This is a genomic window from Haloferax elongans ATCC BAA-1513 (assembly GCF_000336755.1).
In the GTDB taxonomy this organism is placed as follows: domain Archaea; phylum Halobacteriota; class Halobacteria; order Halobacteriales; family Haloferacaceae; genus Haloferax; species Haloferax elongans.
Genome location: NZ_AOLK01000015.1, coordinates 353,679 through 370,129 on the forward strand (window position 1 = coordinate 353,679; position 16,451 = coordinate 370,129).

The 16,451-nt window shown below is 63.3% G+C and carries 19 protein-coding genes; 6 read left to right on the top strand and 13 right to left on the bottom strand.

The features are described from left to right. Position 1: 1 nt before the first annotated feature. From C453_RS08440 to C453_RS08450, 3 genes are all read right to left on the bottom strand, one after another. Complete coding sequence (locus tag C453_RS08440) at positions 2–670, bottom strand: cytochrome c biogenesis CcdA family protein (protein ID WP_008323868.1); 669 nt, start codon at positions 668–670, stop codon at positions 2–4. Further along, positions 670–1,251, bottom strand: coding sequence for a TlpA family protein disulfide reductase (locus tag C453_RS08445; protein ID WP_008323869.1), 582 nt, complete (start codon positions 1,249–1,251; stop codon positions 670–672). The genes C453_RS08440 and C453_RS08445 overlap by 1 nt, the downstream gene beginning before the upstream one ends. 134 nt (positions 1,252–1,385) lie before the next feature. After that, positions 1,386–2,075, bottom strand: coding sequence for a DsbA family protein (locus C453_RS08450; RefSeq protein ID WP_008323870.1), 690 nt, complete (start codon positions 2,073–2,075; stop codon positions 1,386–1,388). Positions 2,076–2,237: 162 nt separating this feature from the next. On the opposite strand from C453_RS08450, the gene C453_RS08455 reads away from it, so the two are divergent. From C453_RS08455 to C453_RS08465, 3 genes are all read left to right on the top strand, one after another. Beyond that, positions 2,238–2,597, top strand: a complete 360-nt coding sequence (locus C453_RS08455; protein ID WP_008323871.1) for a 2Fe-2S iron-sulfur cluster-binding protein — start codon at positions 2,238–2,240, stop codon at positions 2,595–2,597. Positions 2,598–2,740: 143 nt separating this feature from the next. Continuing rightward, entirely contained in the window at positions 2,741–2,950 is a 210-nt protein-coding gene (locus C453_RS08460; protein ID WP_008323872.1) for a hypothetical protein, read from the top strand. A gap of 47 nt (positions 2,951–2,997) precedes the next feature. Further along, a complete protein-coding gene (locus C453_RS08465; RefSeq protein WP_008323874.1) occupies positions 2,998–3,426 on the top strand; it encodes an RNA-binding protein in 429 nt (142 codons plus the stop codon). 50 nt (positions 3,427–3,476) lie between these two features. Here the strand turns inward: C453_RS08465 and C453_RS08470 are convergent, their stop codons facing one another. Both C453_RS08470 and C453_RS08475 read right to left on the bottom strand, forming a co-directional pair. Then, positions 3,477–4,040 (bottom strand): thioredoxin family protein, encoded by a 564-nt coding sequence (locus C453_RS08470; RefSeq protein ID WP_008323875.1) that lies wholly within the window; start codon positions 4,038–4,040, stop codon positions 3,477–3,479. A 65-nt stretch (positions 4,041–4,105) separates the two neighbouring features. Then, positions 4,106–4,531 (bottom strand): EamA family transporter, encoded by a 426-nt coding sequence (locus C453_RS08475; RefSeq protein ID WP_008323876.1) that lies wholly within the window; start codon positions 4,529–4,531, stop codon positions 4,106–4,108. A gap of 201 nt (positions 4,532–4,732) precedes the next feature. Here C453_RS08475 and C453_RS08480 point away from each other — a divergent pair, with 201 nt between their 5' ends. Beyond that, complete coding sequence (locus C453_RS08480) at positions 4,733–4,930, top strand: DUF7501 family protein (protein ID WP_008323877.1); 198 nt, start codon at positions 4,733–4,735, stop codon at positions 4,928–4,930. Positions 4,931–4,978: 48 nt separating this feature from the next. Here the strand turns inward: C453_RS08480 and C453_RS08485 are convergent, their stop codons facing one another. Continuing rightward, complete coding sequence (locus C453_RS08485) at positions 4,979–5,425, bottom strand: ester cyclase (protein ID WP_049907612.1); 447 nt, start codon at positions 5,423–5,425, stop codon at positions 4,979–4,981. A 161-nt stretch (positions 5,426–5,586) separates the two neighbouring features. On the opposite strand from C453_RS08485, the gene C453_RS20400 reads away from it, so the two are divergent. Continuing rightward, positions 5,587–5,754, top strand: coding sequence for a hypothetical protein (locus C453_RS20400; protein ID WP_169316544.1), 168 nt, complete (start codon positions 5,587–5,589; stop codon positions 5,752–5,754). Positions 5,755–5,780: 26 nt separating this feature from the next. Here the strand turns inward: C453_RS20400 and C453_RS08490 are convergent, their stop codons facing one another. From C453_RS08490 to C453_RS08520, 7 genes are all read right to left on the bottom strand, one after another. Next, on the bottom strand, positions 5,781–7,019 hold the full coding sequence (locus tag C453_RS08490) for an MFS transporter (RefSeq protein ID WP_008323880.1): 1,239 nt from the start codon (positions 7,017–7,019) through the stop codon (positions 5,781–5,783). A gap of 63 nt (positions 7,020–7,082) precedes the next feature. Then, on the bottom strand, positions 7,083–7,970 hold the full coding sequence (locus C453_RS08495) for a DUF58 domain-containing protein (protein WP_008323881.1): 888 nt from the start codon (positions 7,968–7,970) through the stop codon (positions 7,083–7,085). Next, entirely contained in the window at positions 7,967–8,995 is a 1,029-nt protein-coding gene (locus tag C453_RS08500) for an AAA family ATPase (protein ID WP_008323882.1), read from the bottom strand. The genes C453_RS08495 and C453_RS08500 overlap by 4 nt, the downstream gene beginning before the upstream one ends. Continuing rightward, positions 8,988–9,920: a DUF7502 family protein gene (locus C453_RS08505; protein ID WP_008323883.1), complete on the bottom strand. Its 933-nt coding sequence runs from the start codon at positions 9,918–9,920 to the stop codon at positions 8,988–8,990. The genes C453_RS08500 and C453_RS08505 overlap by 8 nt, the downstream gene beginning before the upstream one ends. Next, the gene (locus tag C453_RS08510) at positions 9,920–10,534 is read right to left on the bottom strand and encodes a chromosome partition protein (RefSeq protein WP_008323884.1); all 615 of its coding nucleotides are present in this window, start codon (positions 10,532–10,534) and stop codon (positions 9,920–9,922) included. Before C453_RS08510 ends, C453_RS08505 begins: the two co-directional genes overlap by 1 nt. Continuing rightward, a complete protein-coding gene (locus tag C453_RS08515; protein ID WP_008323885.1) occupies positions 10,531–12,912 on the bottom strand; it encodes a vWA domain-containing protein in 2,382 nt (793 codons plus the stop codon). The genes C453_RS08510 and C453_RS08515 overlap by 4 nt, the downstream gene beginning before the upstream one ends. Beyond that, on the bottom strand, positions 12,912–14,708 hold the full coding sequence (locus C453_RS08520) for a DUF7408 domain-containing protein (RefSeq protein ID WP_008323886.1): 1,797 nt from the start codon (positions 14,706–14,708) through the stop codon (positions 12,912–12,914). The genes C453_RS08515 and C453_RS08520 overlap by 1 nt, the downstream gene beginning before the upstream one ends. 203 nt (positions 14,709–14,911) lie before the next feature. Between C453_RS08520 and arcD the strand changes: the two genes are divergently transcribed. Beyond that, positions 14,912–16,369, top strand: a complete 1,458-nt coding sequence (gene arcD, locus C453_RS08525) for an arginine/ornithine antiporter ArcD (RefSeq protein ID WP_008323887.1) — start codon at positions 14,912–14,914, stop codon at positions 16,367–16,369. Positions 16,370–16,451 lie beyond the last annotated feature (82 nt).

A 16,451-nucleotide genomic window follows, 5' to 3' on the forward strand; every position in this document is an offset into this window, starting at 1 on the left:
CTCAGACGTATCCGAGGAACCCGAGCGCCAGCCAAATCTGCCAGCCACCGGCCAGTACCATCACGACGGCCGCGACTTTCTGCACCGACCCGATGTACTGCGACAGCGACCTGATTCGGCCGCTACCGAGCGCGGCCAGTACGGTCACGATAGCTAACGGGAGCGCCGCCGCCAGCGCGTACGCACCGAGCGAAATCACGGCCTGTGGCGTCGGCAGGGCGAGCGACTGCGCGACCACGCCGAGGAAAATCGGAACGACACAGCCCGCCGCGGCGAGGCCGTAGACCGCTCCGAAGATACCGAACCCGGCGACCGAAGACCGGTACTCGGGCAGGACAACGTGGAGATTCGGCGCTCGGCCGGTGTACAGGAGGACGCCGAAGACGACGAGCGCCCCGCCGACAATTGGCTCGAAGAGGGCGATTTGGGAGGTGATTCGACCGCCGACGAGGACGAGGACGCCCCCGATAGCCGCGAGGACGACGAGGGCGGCGAGCGAGGCGACGGACCCACGGGTGACGGCCCCGCCGAGGTCGGCCTCCTCACGCGAGAGGTAGTAGCCGACGTAGCCCGGAAGCAGCGGGTAGGCACACGGCGCGAAGAACGTCGCGACACCCGCACTCACTGCGAACGCGAGCGTCCCGGCGAAGGCGGGGTCGAGGTCGAGCATCAGCGCACGTCCTCGAGCGCCTCCCGGATGTTCGACTCGCTGGCGAGTCCGCGGTGGGTCCACGTTTTGGTGCCATTCTCGTCGAAGACGACGAGGTACGGAAGGCCGTTTGCGCGTACAGCGCGCATGAGTTCGCTCTCGGGGTCGTGACCGACGGTCCACGACCCGTCGTGTTCGGCCCACCACGACCGGATATCGTCCATGGTGAGGCCGCCGCCGAGTCGTTCGTTCGTGACCGAAACGAACGCCACGTCGTCGCCGAACTCGTCGTGGAGCGTTCGAAGCGACTCCATCTGCGCGACACACGGCGCACACCACGTGGCGAAGAGGTCGAGGATGGTCGGCGTCCCCGCGACTGGGACGCTGAGCTCGCCCGCTTCCGAACCCTGTGCGTCGATGGTATCGACGACTAACGGGAGGTCGCCGCTGGCGGCGGACTCGGTGGAGTCAGTGGCCGTTTCGGCCGTGTCGGTGGAACCGGCGGCATCGTCGGTTCCGCCGGACGAACCGCCACCGAGACACCCGGCGATTCCCGAGAGGCCGACGCCCGCGAGTGCGCCGAGAAGTCGACGGCGTCTCACAGGCCGTCACCTCGGCGTCGCAGCATCGCCAATCGCGTCGCGTTCATACGCATGGCTAGTTCGTTTCCCCCTAAAGAACCGCTGGTGTCGTGCGCGAATCACGCGTCAGAGGTGGTGTGGCAGTCGAATTTGCGCTATCGGGCGTTCTCGATGGCGGATTTCAGGTCTTCCCACCGCGGGGGTACCTGCTTACCGTTCACGAGGACCGTCGGCGTGCCCTGGAAGCCACGGTTCTCCACCGCGTCCGTTCGCTGGGATTCGAGGAGTGGTCGATAGCGGTCCCGAGAGGCAGCGGCGGCGACCGAACACCCGTCGAGACCGGCGTCGTTCGCGAGGTCCCGAAGCGTCGAGAGCGAGGCCTGGGTGTCGTCGCCACCGAACGTCGACTGGTTCTCGAACAGCGTGTGTGCGAAGGCGAAGAACGTCTCGTCGTCGGCTTCGTCCTGTGCCGCACGGGCGGCGGAGGCACCTTTCCACGACCACCACTCTTTGACCGGGAGCGGGAAGTCGTGGTGGCGGTACTGGACGACACCGTCGGCGACGTACTCGGACTCGACTTGCGGAAGAATCTCCAGCGAGAAGGTCGCACAGTGAGGGCAGGCGAAGTCTTCCCACGCATCGACGACGACAGGCGCATCGTCGGGACCCATCGTGGGCGTCGGGAGGGAATCGACTGGGTCGCGCTCGTCGATGCTACAGCCGAGCGAAGCGATGGGGTCCTCTCCGTCGCTCTGGCTGTCACCACCGTTTCCGAGACACCCGGCGGTGCCGAGCACCGCCGACCCGGCCGTTGCTGCGAGGAACCTGCGTCGGGTCTGTTGCATAGCCGTTGTGAAGGGTGTCCCGTACTTAGGCCCACCGAGGTCTGTCGTTGGTATCGACCTGGGCGTCGAGGGCGGCGCGTTCGAGTCAGACATCGAGAACGGCACGCTGAGTCCGCTGTCGAGAACGACACGTCTTAACGCGCTCGTCGCATCTCTGCAGTCGTGCCAACCGTCCACTTCCGCGGGCGTGAAATCGAATGTAACCGCGGTGCAGTCCTTCGGGACGTCCTCCGTGAGGCTGGTGAGTCCCCGTACAACGGGAGCGCATCGTGGGCCAACTGCCGCGGTGTCGGCTGTTGTGGGACGTGTGCGGTCTCCGTCGAAGGTCCGGTCACCCACCGGACGAAGATGGAGGGCTGGCGTCTGAACTTCCCGCCGCACGACGGGAAACTCGGCGTCCGACTGTCGTGTCAAACGCTCGTCTTGGGTGACCTCTGGGTCGAGAAGTACCCCGGCTTCTGGGGACAAGAGATGCCCGAGGTCGAGTGTGACGGGCCTGACGAGACGGAAGACGGGGAGTAGCGCCTCACAGCGCCGCTCCACCCCAACACGAGTCTGACACCATCGCCATCCCATCGCAACACGAGGGACTGCATCACTCTCGCCAGAGTGGGTCGCCGTGGGCAATCATCGTTCTTTTATTCGGTGACGCGGAAGTGAGGGGTATGAGCTTCGAGAAGGACGACAAGGTCGTTCTGCACGACAAACACAGCGAGTTCGACGGCGAAACTGGAACGGTCACGCAGGTCATCGAGAGCATGTTCGGCGAGCCGACCTACACCATCAGCTTCGACGAGGGGCAGGAAGTCGGTATCCCGCAGGACCAGCTCGCCGCCGCCGACGAAGGCGAAGACGCCGAAGAAGACGAAGAGTAACCTTCCGCACCGCCTCACCCGCGACATTTCTAATACGAATACACACGATGGCACGCGTTCCCTTTCACTACATCGACCTCCGCACGTTCTGCTACGAGACGGAAGACGACAAACGGGTCGAGGCGGCCCTCCGGACGTTCCTCCCCGAAGACTTCGAGATAGAGCGAATGGAGAGCACCGGCCACCACGGCGACCGCATCATCGTCTTCTCCGCGCGAGTCGAGCGCGCAGACGAGTTGCGCTACGTGCTCTCGAAGATTCGCGACCTTCCCGAATTCGAGGGACTGCTGGACGAACTGGATGACCGCGTGACCGACAACACCGAGTTCTTCCTCCGACTCGACAAGCAGGCCGCGTTCAAGGGTGAACCTCGACGCGGGAACGGACTCACGCTCCGAGCCAAAGTCGAGGCATACCCAGCGAAAAAGGAAGCAGCAGTCGAGAACGCCCGCGAGGCGCTTCTCGGCGACGAGTAGCGAGAACCGGCAGGCGATTTTACGGCAGCGTTCCTCTCTTCAGCCTCGTCTCAGTCGTCGGTCCACTTGATAGAACAGCCCTGTGACGGGTACTCTTCGACGGGAATGTCGTCACCGGAGAGAAGCGCTTCGACCGCGTCGCGCATCTCGTAGTCGGTCACCTCGTCGTCGGGACTCATCGCGTCGTCGATGCGGGAGTGGAACGCGAGTTCGAACGCGTCGCCAGTGTTCTCGAAGAGGAACGGGTCGGGCGTACAGACTGCACCGTAAGCTCTCGCCACATCTTGACGCTCGTCGCGGAGGTACGCGGTGTAGTCGATAGTGCCGTCGGCGACGAGTTCCTGCATCCGTTCGAACGAGTCGTCCGGGTAGTCTTCGTCGTCGTTCGGGTTGATGCCGACGACCGCGAGGTCGTCGTACGCGTCGGCGAGATAGTTCAGTTCGTCGAACTTCGCCTTCGCGTACGGGCAGTGGTTGCAGGTGAACACGACGAGAAGCGCGTCGTAGTCGGCAAACGAGTCCAGCGAGTACGTCTCGCCGTCGGCTCCGGGGAGTTCGAAGTCGGGTGCTTCGTCGCCGTGTTCCAGTTCCGAATCGGATTCCATCAAGACCATACCACGGGATTGGAACGCGGGAGACTAAAGCCGTTGGCCCCCTCCGGAATGTCTGCCCGATTGAATCACTCCACAGAGACGAGAAAAACGGCGACGACGGCGAAGGCGATTCCGGCGGCTTTTCGCGCTGTGACGGGTTCGCCGAGTGCGATGATGCCCACGACCGAGGAGACGGCGAGGAACATCCCGAAGATAGGGGCGACGATAGAGACGGGGCCGAGCGCGAGCGCCCGGTAGTACGAGAGGATACCGACTGCCAGACAGACACCGGCGAAGACGACGTAGGGGAGTTTCGAACTGACGATAGAGTCCGAGACGTTCTGCCCGGAGACGACGATAACGCCGAGCGTGGCGGTGACGAGAATACCGTTCGCGACGAGGGCGGCCACGTCGCTCGGAATCTTCCCTTGCCCGGTCGTCGCGACCTTCATCAGCGGTGCAACGAGCGAATACGCACCGAGTGCGATGACAGCCCACGAGAGATAGTTCACTGAATAATCACCGTTCGGGTACGGGGTCTCCGTGAGGTATAGGGTTACGATTCACCGAAACGGGCGTGACGCTGTGACAAATTGTGCCGAGTCGCGAGCAGGATTTAATAGAGAGTACTGATCCCAGATAGAAGTTGAATTAAGCGAGACAATTTTGAGAATTGGAAAACATTTATCTAGTATTGTGGTGTATAGATAGACATGTCCCAGGAAGTATCCCCCTCGGTCACCGCACACACGTGGGACGACCCGACCCGCTGCCCGTTTTGCCTCGCACAACTAGAAAGCGAAGGTGCAGGATTCATCGACCACCTCGACGAGAGCCCAATCTGCCAACAAGGATTCGGCATGTGGCGAGACGCCGTCGTGGACGACGTCGGCGGCGAGTGGTCCGGGTAAGCGACCGTCACACCCTTTTTCCAAAAATAGTCGACGACGAGTACGCAGTTACTCGGACAGCGTGCCGAGTTGCTTCATCATCTCCATGGTGTCTGCGCTGTTCCACTGCTCGACGACGAGGCCGCCTTCGAAGCGTACCTCGAACATTCCCCAGGTGTCTATCCGCCGGTTCGTCGCGGGAATGTCTCCTTGTGGACTTTCGAGCGTTCCGTCGTGCGTCCCTGTGAGTCGGTAGCGGCCGTAGACGAACTCGTCTCTCGCAATCACGTCGAAGACCTCGATGTGGAAATCAGAGAACGCGTCGTGGTACTTCTTCGCCCAGTCCTTGACGCCTTGCGTTCCGATGATTTCTTCGGGCTCTGTGACCGCGTGCGTCTCGGCTAACGGGTCGTACTCCTCGTCGACGATTTCGTAGTTACCCTTGTTCCACAACTCTTCGGCAATCCGAATCGCTGTCTCTCGGTTCTGTTGCTCCTGTTCGGTCGTTGCTGACATCTCTTCTCCCCCCATGCTGAGAGACGACGGGTGACGACTTAGTAATGGATTATTGCTGTCACGAACGTCCAGAGAGAATTCAACGAACGGCGTTGTACGGGATTAATCTGCGACGGACTCAGAAGTCAAGAAATATCAGTTTCAAAATAGTAATTGTGTTCGTGCCCGGAACAGTCTCACCAGTCGCGGTCTTCGTCCCCGCTATCGTCTTCGGCGGCATCGGTCTCTTCGTGTTCGAGACACTCGGTGCCGGTATCGGCGTCGTGCTCGGCGTCGCACTCGGCGTCCTCATGAGTCGCAGCGAGGGCCCACGTGAGAACGCTGGGTAGTCGCCTCTCGAAGTACAAGTAGCCGGTTAGTCACTGGTCGCAACGTGTGGGTCGCGCGCCGACCCATCGACCCGGCCGAGTAGCCACCGCGTCAGTCCCAGCGAGACGAACCCGAGGACTGCGACGACACCGAAGGCGACACGAACACTCGCGATGTCGATGAGCGCGCCGAACGCCGGTGGTGCGACTGCGCCACCGAGAGAGATACCGATTGTCACGACGGCGAACGTCTTGCCGAGGTCCGAGCGCTCGGAGAGGCGGTCTGCGAGCGTCGAGCGCGCGGGCCGCGAGACGCTAATCGTCCCGCTGAAGGGTAAGACGAGGACGAGCAAGACGAGTGGGAGTGCGCCGGTCGCCAGCACCGCGGCGAGAATTCCGAGGGCCGCGTAGCCGCCGAGTGCGACGTTCCCGGGGCCGATGCGGTCCGTGAGCGCGCCGCCGAGTAGGATGGTTCCCGCCCCAGTCACGAGCATGCCCGAGACGAGGAGGTTCGCCGTTCCGGGGTCGAGTGGATAGGCTACAGAGAGGAGTTGCGGGGAGTACGTCCGAATACACCACGCGGCCGCCGAGGTCAGAAACGAGAGGAGCGCGAGTCCCATCAGCCCCGACGAGGAGAGGAGGCCACGAGCACCTTCCCGAACGCCTGCCAGCGTCGGCCGCGAGTCGGGGCGGTCGTCGGGCGCTGGCTTCGCCACCTCGGGCCGAAGCGTACGAGCGACGAGAAGCGCAACGAGCGCGTACGCACCGCCGAGAATGGCGACGATGCCGATGACCCAGCGCCACTCCAGCCCGGCCGCGTCGGTGGCCGCGGCGATAGCGTAGGGTGCTGCGAAGCCGATTGACCCGCCGAGGGCGTGAATCGAGTACGCACGGCCGCGGTTCGCTTCCGCAGTCGCCGCCGCGAGAAGCGGGTAGTGTGCGGGGTGGTGCCCCGCGATGCCGACGCCGAGAAGCGCCTGCGAGACGAGTAGCCACTCGTAGGTGGGCGCGAGTGCGGTAGCGACGATACCGAGCGTCCCGACCACGAGCGAAATGGCGAACACGAGCGTCCGGCTTCGAGTGTCCGAGAGATAGCCGAAGGGGAGTTGCAGGAGCGTGACGACGGCACCTTGAACGCCGATTGCGAGGCCGATAGCCGCGATGCTCACCTCGAACTCACTGGCGACGGTGCCGATGACGGGCGCGAGCGCGACCAGATAGGCGTGGTTGACGACGTGCGACCCGGCGACGAGGCCGACGACACGCTTTCCCTGCGTCTCTGTCACGGGAGAGTGGTCGCTGGCGGCAGTGAAAAGTGACTCGTCCGCGGTGATACCGACCGCTGAGTCTTACCGTTTCGCTCGTTCCTGGCCGACTCGCATCCCCAACCAGAGGTTCGCGAAGGTGTCGAAGAAGTCCGCCCCCGTGTTCACCAGTTCGTGTTCGACGCCGAGCGACCGACACCGGTCGTCTACGTCCTCGATGTGACGCTGGAGGCGCTCGTCGTACCGCTGTGCGGCCGACCCGCCGAAGTAGACGCGCTGTGTCTCGTCGGATTCGGGGTCTTCGAAGACGGCGTCGCCGGCGGTCTCAGGCCCGAGTTCTTCCGGCGTCAACACCTGTGCGACAAGTACGTCGTTGCGGGCGAGTGCGGCGAGACCCGCGGCCACGTCGTCGACATCGAACAGCGCGTCGGTGACGACGAGGACGAGCGACCGCGAGTGGATGGTGTCGGCGTACGATTCGAGCGCCGTCTGGACATCACCGTCACCCGACGGAGTGGTCTCGTTGAGGTGGTCGACGAGGCGCAGTATCTCCCCTCGGCTCGACCCGCCAGTGTCGATTCGCTCGGCCGAGTCGCCGACGAGCGAGAACCTGAAGTCGTTGTTCTCCTCGGACGTGAGGTGGCAGAACCCGAGACCGAGCTTCGCCCCATATTCGAACTTGTGCGTCTCTCCCTCGCCGAAGTCCATCGAGGCCGTGGCGTCGAGGAGGACGTGAACGGTCAGGTTTCGCTCCGCCTCGTAGCGCTTGATAAACAGCTCCTCGGTACGAGCGTAGACTTTCCAGTCGATGAGACGCGGGTCGTCGCCAGCGACGTACCGGCGGTGGTCGCTGAAGGTCAGCCCCTCGCCGACGTCTCGCGACTGCTGCTCGCCTTGGAGCGGCGCGTTCGACAGTCGCTTCAGCGAGGTGTCGAACCGGTCGAGTTCGTCGAGGAAGCCGGGGTCTATCATTCAATCAGGCGCTGGATGGCGTCGTCGGGAGTGAGTCCCTCACGTTCGGCACGGAAGTCGAGGATGATGCGGTGGCGGATAACCGGAGGGGCCATCTCGGCCACGTCCTCCCACGAGACGTGGGTACGGCCGTGGATGAACGCACGCGCCTTGGCCGCGAGGACGAGCGCCATGCTCGCGCGGGGACTGGCCCCGAACTCGATGGCGTCGTCGTTTCGCGTCTTTCTGACCAGTTCGATGGCTCTGTCGCGGATGTCATCGGCGATAGGAACCTGCCGGACGAGTTGCTGTGCCGCCATCAGATGCTTCCGGGGGAGGACGCGCTCGACTTCGGGGACAGTTCCGCCTTCGGCGTACTGCTGAACGATAGTTCGCTCCTCGTCGAACTCCGGGTAAGTGACGAGAATCTTCATCAGGAAGCGGTCGGTCTGCGCCTCCGGAAGCGGGTAGGTCCCGCCCTGGTCGATGGGGTTCTGCGTCGCGAGGACGAAGAATGGTTTCGGGAGTTGGTAGGTCTCGCCTGCAGCAGTGACCTGCTTTTCCTGCATCGCTTCGAGCAGGGCGGCCTGCGTCTTCGGCGTCGCCCGGTTTATCTCGTCGGCGAGAACGACGTTGGCGAAGATAGGGCCGCGTTCGAAGACGAACTCGCGGCCGTCGGACGTCTCGCGGATAATCTCGGTGCCGGTGATGTCAGACGGCATCAGGTCGGGCGTGTTCTGGATACGGGAGAACTGCAGGTCCGTCGCCTCGGTCAGTGCTCTGACGAGCGTCGTCTTCCCGAGTCCGGGGTTCGATTCGAGCAGTGCGTTGCCGTCACAGAGGATACAGACGAGCAGTCGCTCGACGACCTCGTGTTGGCCGATGATTCGCTTTCCGACCTCTGATTTGACGGCCGCGACGCTCGATTGGAGGTCTTCGAGACTCATCTCCGAGAGCGCTCCGCCCGAGGCGGCGGACGTGTCGGTTCCTGTCTGTACGTCGGTGTCGTCGGGGGTATCCCAATTCCAGTCTTGTTCGTCACTCATCGTCTTGGTCGCGTATCTTGAGCGTGTAGTCGCGAATCAGTGCAGCATCGTCGAGGGCGTCGTCGGCGAGATAGCCCGCCCGCTGACTCTCGACATCGGCGTCGCTACTGTAGCCTGTCGAGTCGTAGGCTGTCGCCGATGACGACGGGGAGTCGTCTCCTTGACCGGTCCCGCCGAGCGTCGCGTTCAGTTCGTCGGACCCCGCGGAGACGTCCTCGGGGTCACCGAGAATCGAACTGCCGTTTTCCAGTTGGCTCTGGCGGTAACTCCCGTCTCTGTCGCTGTCGGCGAGTTGGCCACTCCCGCCGTCGAGTCCTGCCACTTCGATGTCGGCGATGGCGACGTGGATGCTCGCCGCCGAGAGGGCGATGACGACGACCACCGCGAGAGCGACGCGACGAGTTGGAAGCAACTCGACAGAGGAAGCCGAGCGTAACCGTGAGAGCACGTCTTCGTAGAGTGCGACGACCATTCGAGAGTCACTGTCGTCGCCGAGCGTGTCGCGTGCTGTCCGAAGCGCCTCAGCCACGTTCGGGTTCACCGATTCGAACTGCTCGACCGGTGGCCGTCGCATTCGGAACACGTACTCGCCGACTGCGACGAGGATGCCGACGAGGAGGGCAATCGGAACGGCGGGGTGAATCGAGACAGCGGAGTCGATGCCGGGGAGGCGCGCGAGCGAGAGTTCGTTCGGAAGCGCCGAGATGCTGATAGTCCGGAGCGCGACGTTGGTCAGAAGCGCCGCGACAGCACCATCGGCGACACTCGGAACGATGGCGGCTTTCTTCGCCTCCCGACGGACAGCTCGAACGGCTCTTTTCATCTGCATCGAGAGGTCGTCCGCCGACGAGTCAGATGCAGAAGCGCGTTCGTCACTCGTGGGGGGGCTATCGGCCTCGTCGGGTGTGGAGTCGTCAGATGACATTACGTACACACATCCGGTTTGTCACCCTCGATTTCGGCACAGGCGGTGTCGAGGTCGTCTTGGAGGTCGTCGATTTGGTCTTCGAGTTGGTTGATTTCGACTTCGAGGTCGTCTATCTGGTCGTTGAGCTTCTCGTTCGTCTCGGAGAGGTCTTCGTTGCCCGCTTCGAGGTCGTTGATGCGGTTCTGTAACTTATTTTTGTCCGCCTGAAGCTGTTCGATACTGCTGCGGGCGTCACGAAGTTCAGCCCGTGCTTGCAGGAGTTCGTCTTTGGTCTCGAAGAGTTCCTCTTCCGTCGTCGACAGTTCTTGTCTGGACGATTCGAGCTGTTCTTCGGTCTCTTCGAGGTCTTTCGAGACCTGCGAGACGTCACCCCGCGTTCGGGAGAGGCTCTCGTTTAACTCTCTGAGGTCTGTTCTGACTGCAGAGAGGTTTTCCCGCGTCTGCGAGAGCTCCGTTTCGAGCGCCTCGTTTCGGTCCCGAAGCTGGTCGTTCTGTTGGTCGAGAGAGTCGACAGAGTGTTGATAATACATCGTTGCCCCGACTGTCCCGGTCGTCAGAAGGACGACGAGGGCAACGAGACTGAGGTTCAGGGACCGGCCGATGAAACTCATATCAATCCACCTTCACTTCGCGTTCGGCCCCGATACACTTGAACTCGCCGGAGGAGCACCTCGCCGAGGTAGAGGAGGAACGCTGCGAGGACGAACGCCCTGGCCCAGTCGTCGCGCACGGGTCGCACACCCGATGCATTGTCGCGAGCGGACCTGGCTATTTCGGCTGCCTGGTCCGACGAGTACAGTTGCCCGCCGGTGTCAGAGACGGCGGCTTTGAGCTGTGGTGACAGCCCGAATCCGGCGTACTCGGCTTGGTAGTTCGCAGCGAACGACGTGTCGAGCACGCTGTGGAAGCCTTGCTCGGTAGGCGTTGCAGTCGCGTGGTAGACGCCGGGGTTGACCGACGAGAACGTGAGGTTTCCGCCGCTCGGTCGCGAATCACCGCGATAGACGACTGTTACGGGCGTCCCGACGCGAGTGTCACTGACGGTGGTGACACCGGTGGCCTTCCGGTCCGGGTCGCCGACGACGTAATTCGTGGACTTCGTGAGCAACAGCGAGTCGGGGCGGCTGAGCAGGCCATCGAGCGAGCCGTCAGCCCCGTAGGTCGTGATGGTTGCAACCCGCCCGAGTCCGTACCGCCACGACGCCACGGCGGGTGTTCCGTCGTCCGACGCGACGAGGAAGTTCGCACCGCTTCGGATAGAGACGTCGTTGGTGTTTCCGGGGTTCGCGGTCAGCTTCACGCCAGAGGTGATGAAATCGTTCTGGTCGACGATAGTCAGTCCGCTCCCCGCGTACTGCCTGTTTGCGCCGCCGAAGAGGATTCTGAGTCGGCTCGTTTCGTCGGCGCGCAAGTAGTTTCCACCGGAGGCTTGCGCAATCGACCGCAAGGTCCGTTCGTTCGGATTCGGCCCGGTGCCGATGGTCACGACGCGGACTCCCTCTCGGCCGAGTTGCTCCGCGATGACCGATGCATCTTCGAACCGGTCGTGGCCGTCACTGATGAGGATGATAGTGCCGCGCTGGTCGTCGAGGAGTTGCGACGCGCCATCGAGTCCGACGGCGATGTCCGTCGCCCCACCCGAGGAGAGACGGCGGATGAGGTCGGCCGTGGCTTCACGGTTCGGGCCAAGTGGGCGAAGCGGAGCGACCTCGTAGGCGCGGTAGTTGAACCCGACGATGCCGATTTTGTTGTCGTCGCCGAGTTGGTCGAGCGCGTCGAGTGCGACGGCCTTCTGGACGCGCATTCCCGACTCCGCGCTGCCGGAGACGTCGATTGCGAAGACGAGATTCGTACTCTGGCCGGTGCTCTCGCCGGTCGTGACGGGAAGGGTCGACGCGAGTTGTGACCCTTTGTAGGCACCATTCTCGAAGGAGTTCGCTCCGCCTGCGACGAGCAGTCCGCCGCCGTCGATGACGAACCGCTGAAGCGCGTCGACGTTGCCGACGTCACGGGCGTGCATATCCTGCAAGACGACAGCGTGGTACGACGAGAGGTCGTCTGGAACCGCCGACGCGACCTCTAAATCGTACAACTCCGCGAGGTAGTCGCGGAAGGGGTACGTCCCCCGCGAGACGTACAGCACCTTCGGCGGTTCGACGACGCGAACCGTCTTGTGGAAGACGTCGTTGCTGTCGAACTGGTCGTCGGCATCGATGCGCGCGGTCAGTTGGTACGTGCCGACGCTGTCGAACGTCTGCGTGAATTCGACCGCGCCGGGCGATTCGACCGTCTCACGCCGAATCTCCTGTCCGTCGACTTCGACGATGAGTTCGACGCTTTGGGTCTCGTCCGGTGAGACGCCGCCGACCTGCGCGAGGAAGGCGTTTTCGACGCCGACGCTCGTCTTCGCCGGGCCGTTGAGCGAGACGTACTGCTCGGCGGAGTCCGGTTCGGGAGCGACGGCACTCACCGTCGCGTTCATACTCCGAGCCAACTCGGTCGCGGAGGCGAGGGTGCGTCCGCTCGTCACGCGACCATCCGATAGCAGAACGACAGTGCCATCGGGTCGCGTGTTCGCTGCAAGGGCGTTTCCGAGCGGGGATTTGTCACCCTGAGCCACCGTCGAGACAGTCGCGGGCACTCCCTCGTCTTCGATTCGGCTAGCGAGGCCCGACGCCATCTCGGGTGAGACGGCCATACTGTCAGATTCGTCGACCAGAAGCGTCACGTGGGGTTCGCCCTCGGTCTGTCTGGTCTCGATAGTGTACGGCCCTGCCGCGGCGACGACGAGCAACACGACGACGAGGATGCGCGAGGCGAGGAGCAACCGGCGAGACCGTTCACCTGCGGTGCCCGCTGTGCGCCTGAAGATGATGCCCCAGGCGAGGATGACCGCCACTGGAATCACGAGCAAGAACAGCGGTCGTTCGAGGCCGAGGGTGCGCCCGGCAATCTCCGTCGTCCACGCGAGTAGCGGAAGCACAGCCATCAGAGGTCACCCCGCTTTCGAAGATACGCGAGTTCGACGAACGTGATTGCGAGTGCGACCATCGCGGCCCACTCCGTCAGTGGGTCGGGAACCAACCGTTCTTCGACCCGCGTCGGAGTGTCCGACGACCGCTCTTGGTCGTCGAGTGACTCGGCGGCGACGTCCGACTCAGACTCGCTGAGCAGTCCCGCGGCGTACGTGTTCTCACCCGCGCTGTAGAAGCCGGACTCGTCGAGTAGGACCTCCGGGCCGGTCGCGGTCCCACTCGGTGTCTGTACCGATTCATTCGGCCCGACTCTGAGCGTCCCGCCGGTCTGCCGGTTCAGTTCGGCCAATGTCGGCCGCCCGGCGAGGTGAAACACCGCCCGCTTCCAGAAGACCGGGTACTGGTAGTTGTACTTGAACGCGGAGTCGTCTTCCATGAAGCCGTAGTAGAGAATCCGGCCCGCACCGCGGTCGGCGGTGGCGACGAGAGGCGACCCGTCTTCTGCGGTGACGTGTGCGGTCCCCTCTCGTAACTGGCCGACGTGGTACTTGTTCGGCGGCGGGAACGTGATATCTCGAGTGAGGTCGTGGTCCGAGATGGTCCCGATAGTCGGGTTCGCTTTCATGCCCTCTGATTCGACCAGGAGTAAGTTCCCGTAGCTCGGCAGTTCCGACTGGGCCTGTATCGCGACGCCGCCACCGTCTTCGACGACTTCACGCCCTGCGTCGATGTTCCCTCTGAGGATGCGTTCTTTGTTGACGTTGCTGTAGACGATGACGTCGTAGTCCGGGGTGACGCTCGTCGGTGGGTTGTCGACCGTCAACGTCACTTCGGGGATGACGGAGAGTGCGGCCGTGAGGAACCGGTTCTCGTCGTTGGTGAGGACGAGTACGTCGATGGACTCGTCTGTCGGCGCGGCGATTGCCAGTTGGTCGTCGGTCGAGAAGTCGTCACCCGGCGAGAGGGAGACTTGGCCGCCGCCGGACGGAACCGGGAACGTGGCCGTTCCCACGTCGCCCGCGCCGAGTGTGACCTGTCGGGAAGTCCCCGAAAGCGACACCGTTCGCGTCACCTCGGCGTCGCCGTAGTTCTTCACCGTCACCGTGACGTTCTTCCCGGAGAAGCGCCGGTCGACGATACCCACGTTCGCGTCGCCACCGCCTGCGAACTGACGCAGTTCGACGACGATTTCGCGGGCGCGCGCCTCACGAACTGCATCCTGCCACGGCGAGTCGTCTGCGAAGTCGCTGAGGACCACGATTCGAGCGTCTTTTCCGGCGACTGCGGCGGCGGTCGTGATTGCCGCTCTGAGGTCGCCCGACGCGGCAGTCACAGAGATACCGTCGAGGGTCGACCGAGCGTCGGTCGCACTGCCGCGGCGGAGTGCGACACTATCGGTCGGCCCGGAGACGACCACCGACGTCGTGCCGCTCACTTCGTCGCGGGCGGCATCGAGTGCCCGCTGAAAGCGCGTTCCACCGCCGTCCGAGACGCCCATACTCGCGCTGGCGTCGACGACGAGCACTGTCTCGGAGACGGTCTCCGACTCCGGCACGAGCACGTATGGAGTCGCGAGCGACCCGACCAGCGCCAAGATGGCCAACAGTTGCACGAGCAAGAGAACACTTCGGAGGAGTCTGTCAAATATCGGATTCGATGCGTTTCGCCCCGCGGAATCTGCGAGGAACCGAAACGTCGGGAGCGTGCGACGAACCGGCTCCGGCCGCAGAAAGTAGAGGATGATGAGGGGTACAGCCCCGAGCAGGGCGACCAACCCCAGTGGAAATAAGAAGAACTCTTCGAGGACCATGCGGGAGTCGTGGCACGCTTCAGTGAAGGATGTTTCCCTCTGAGTGACACGTTCTCAGAATCCGAACAGTCCATTCCTGCTTCCGGAATAAAATATTCCCCACACGCATTTAGTTGTCAGATTAGAATACGACAATGCATAACAATGCACTCAATTCATATTACGACAACATTTTATGCTCTAAAGTAATTCTTTGAGCTACGATGGTAACTGACAGATACACGCCGCGGTCGTACGACGACCTCGAACCCGAGACGCGCCCGAGTTTTGCACAGGCACTCGTCCCGGTTCTCGGGCTCGTCTTGTTCCTCGGCATCGGGTCGACGCTGTTGAAACTCGACCCACACATCCCTCTCATCTGGAGTATCGCGCTCGTCGGGCTTCTCGGCCGATACGTCTGGGGCTACTCGTGGGACGACCTCTACGCCGGTATCGACCGCAGTCTCTCGATGGGGCTGCAAGCACTCCTGATTCTGTTTACTATCTACGGCGTCGTCGCGACGTGGGTCGCCGCGGGGACGATTCCGACGCTGATGTCCTTCGGGCTCGACCTGCTGTCGCCGCAGGTGTTCCTCCCGGCGACCGCCGTGCTCGTCGGCGTCGCCACGTTCGCAATCGGGTCGTCGTGGACGGCAGTCGGGACGCTCGGCGTCGCTTTCATCGGCATCGGCTCGGGACTCGGCGTTCCCGCACCGATGACTGCCGGTGCCATCCTCACCGGCGCGTACGCAGGTGACAAGCAGTCGCCGCTCTCGGACACGACGAACCTCGCGGCGGCCGTCACCAACACCGACCTCTACGACCACATCCATGCGATGCGGACCGGGACGCTCGTCGCGTTCGGCCTCTCTGTCGCCGGGTTTACGGTACTCGGGCTGGGCGTCTCCGGTACTATCCCCGCGGGCCAAATCGCCGACATCCAGACCGCGCTCGCATCCACTTACGACATCACGCTCCTCGCGTTCCTCCCGCTCGTCGTCACGTTCGGCCTCGCTGCCGCTGGCTTCCCCGCACTGACAGTCCTCCTCGCGGGGGCGTTTGCGGGAGCCTTCACGAGCATTCTCGTGCAGGGCGCGTCCTTCGTCGACGCGTGGCAGGTCTTCATGAGCGGAACGTCCCCGGAGACGGGCTCTGAACTCGTCAACAGTCTGCTCGCGGCCGGTGGCGTCTCCGGGTCCGCGTGGACCATCGCCATCGTCGTCGCAGCACTGGCGCTCGGTGGTCTCCTCGAACAGACGGGGGTTCTCGCCGTCCTCGCCCACCGCCTCGAACAGGGCGTGAAAAACACCGGGTCGCTGGTCGCTGCGACCGGCGTCTCTGCAATCCTGACCAACGCGCTGACCGCGCAACAGTACATGAGCATCGTCGTCCCCGGCATGACGCTCCGCAACACCTACGACGAGTTCGGACTCGACAACTCGGACCTCTCGCAGGCCATCGAATCCGCCGGGACGCCGACCGGTGCGCTGTTCCCGTGGCACGCTGGCGGCGCGTACATGTCCGGCGTTCTCGGGGTTGCGACGCTCTCGTACGCGCCGTACTACTTGTTCGGCTACCTCTCGCCGCTCGTGTTGTTCGCCTTCGTGGTCGCAGGAATTGGGTTCGCCGGGGACGCCTCGCCGCAGTCTGAGCGCCCGTCGACGAGTCCTGCGGACGACTGAGCTACAGACATTTTCGAGCCAGCGAAACGACAAAAACGGCGGTGACGATGCTCCACGTCGCCAAAGGCCGTTATCAAAATAG

Bases quoted from the DNA above. Each gene is read 5' to 3' on its own strand.
- C453_RS08440 (WP_008323868.1), bottom strand. From the start codon at position 670: ATGCTCGACCTCGACCCCGCCTTCGCCGGGACGCTCGCGTTCGCAGTG.
- C453_RS08450 (WP_008323870.1), bottom strand. From the start codon at position 2,075: ATGCAACAGACCCGACGCAGGTTCCTCGCAGCAACGGCCGGGTCGGCG.
- C453_RS08460 (WP_008323872.1), top strand. From the start codon at position 2,741: ATGAGCTTCGAGAAGGACGACAAGGTCGTTCTGCACGACAAACACAGC.
- C453_RS08465 (WP_008323874.1), top strand. From the start codon at position 2,998: ATGGCACGCGTTCCCTTTCACTACATCGACCTCCGCACGTTCTGCTAC.
- C453_RS08470 (WP_008323875.1), bottom strand. From the start codon at position 4,040: ATGGTCTTGATGGAATCCGATTCGGAACTGGAACACGGCGACGAAGCA.
- C453_RS08480 (WP_008323877.1), top strand. From the start codon at position 4,733: ATGTCCCAGGAAGTATCCCCCTCGGTCACCGCACACACGTGGGACGAC.
- C453_RS08485 (WP_049907612.1), bottom strand. From the start codon at position 5,425: ATGTCAGCAACGACCGAACAGGAGCAACAGAACCGAGAGACAGCGATT.
- C453_RS08495 (WP_008323881.1), bottom strand. From the start codon at position 7,970: ATGATAGACCCCGGCTTCCTCGACGAACTCGACCGGTTCGACACCTCG.
- C453_RS08500 (WP_008323882.1), bottom strand. From the start codon at position 8,995: ATGAGTGACGAACAAGACTGGAATTGGGATACCCCCGACGACACCGAC.
- C453_RS08505 (WP_008323883.1), bottom strand. From the start codon at position 9,920: ATGTCATCTGACGACTCCACACCCGACGAGGCCGATAGCCCCCCCACG.
- C453_RS08510 (WP_008323884.1), bottom strand. From the start codon at position 10,534: ATGAGTTTCATCGGCCGGTCCCTGAACCTCAGTCTCGTTGCCCTCGTC.
- C453_RS08515 (WP_008323885.1), bottom strand. From the start codon at position 12,912: ATGGCTGTGCTTCCGCTACTCGCGTGGACGACGGAGATTGCCGGGCGC.
- C453_RS08520 (WP_008323886.1), bottom strand. From the start codon at position 14,708: ATGGTCCTCGAAGAGTTCTTCTTATTTCCACTGGGGTTGGTCGCCCTG.
- arcD (WP_008323887.1), top strand. From the start codon at position 14,912: ATGGTAACTGACAGATACACGCCGCGGTCGTACGACGACCTCGAACCC.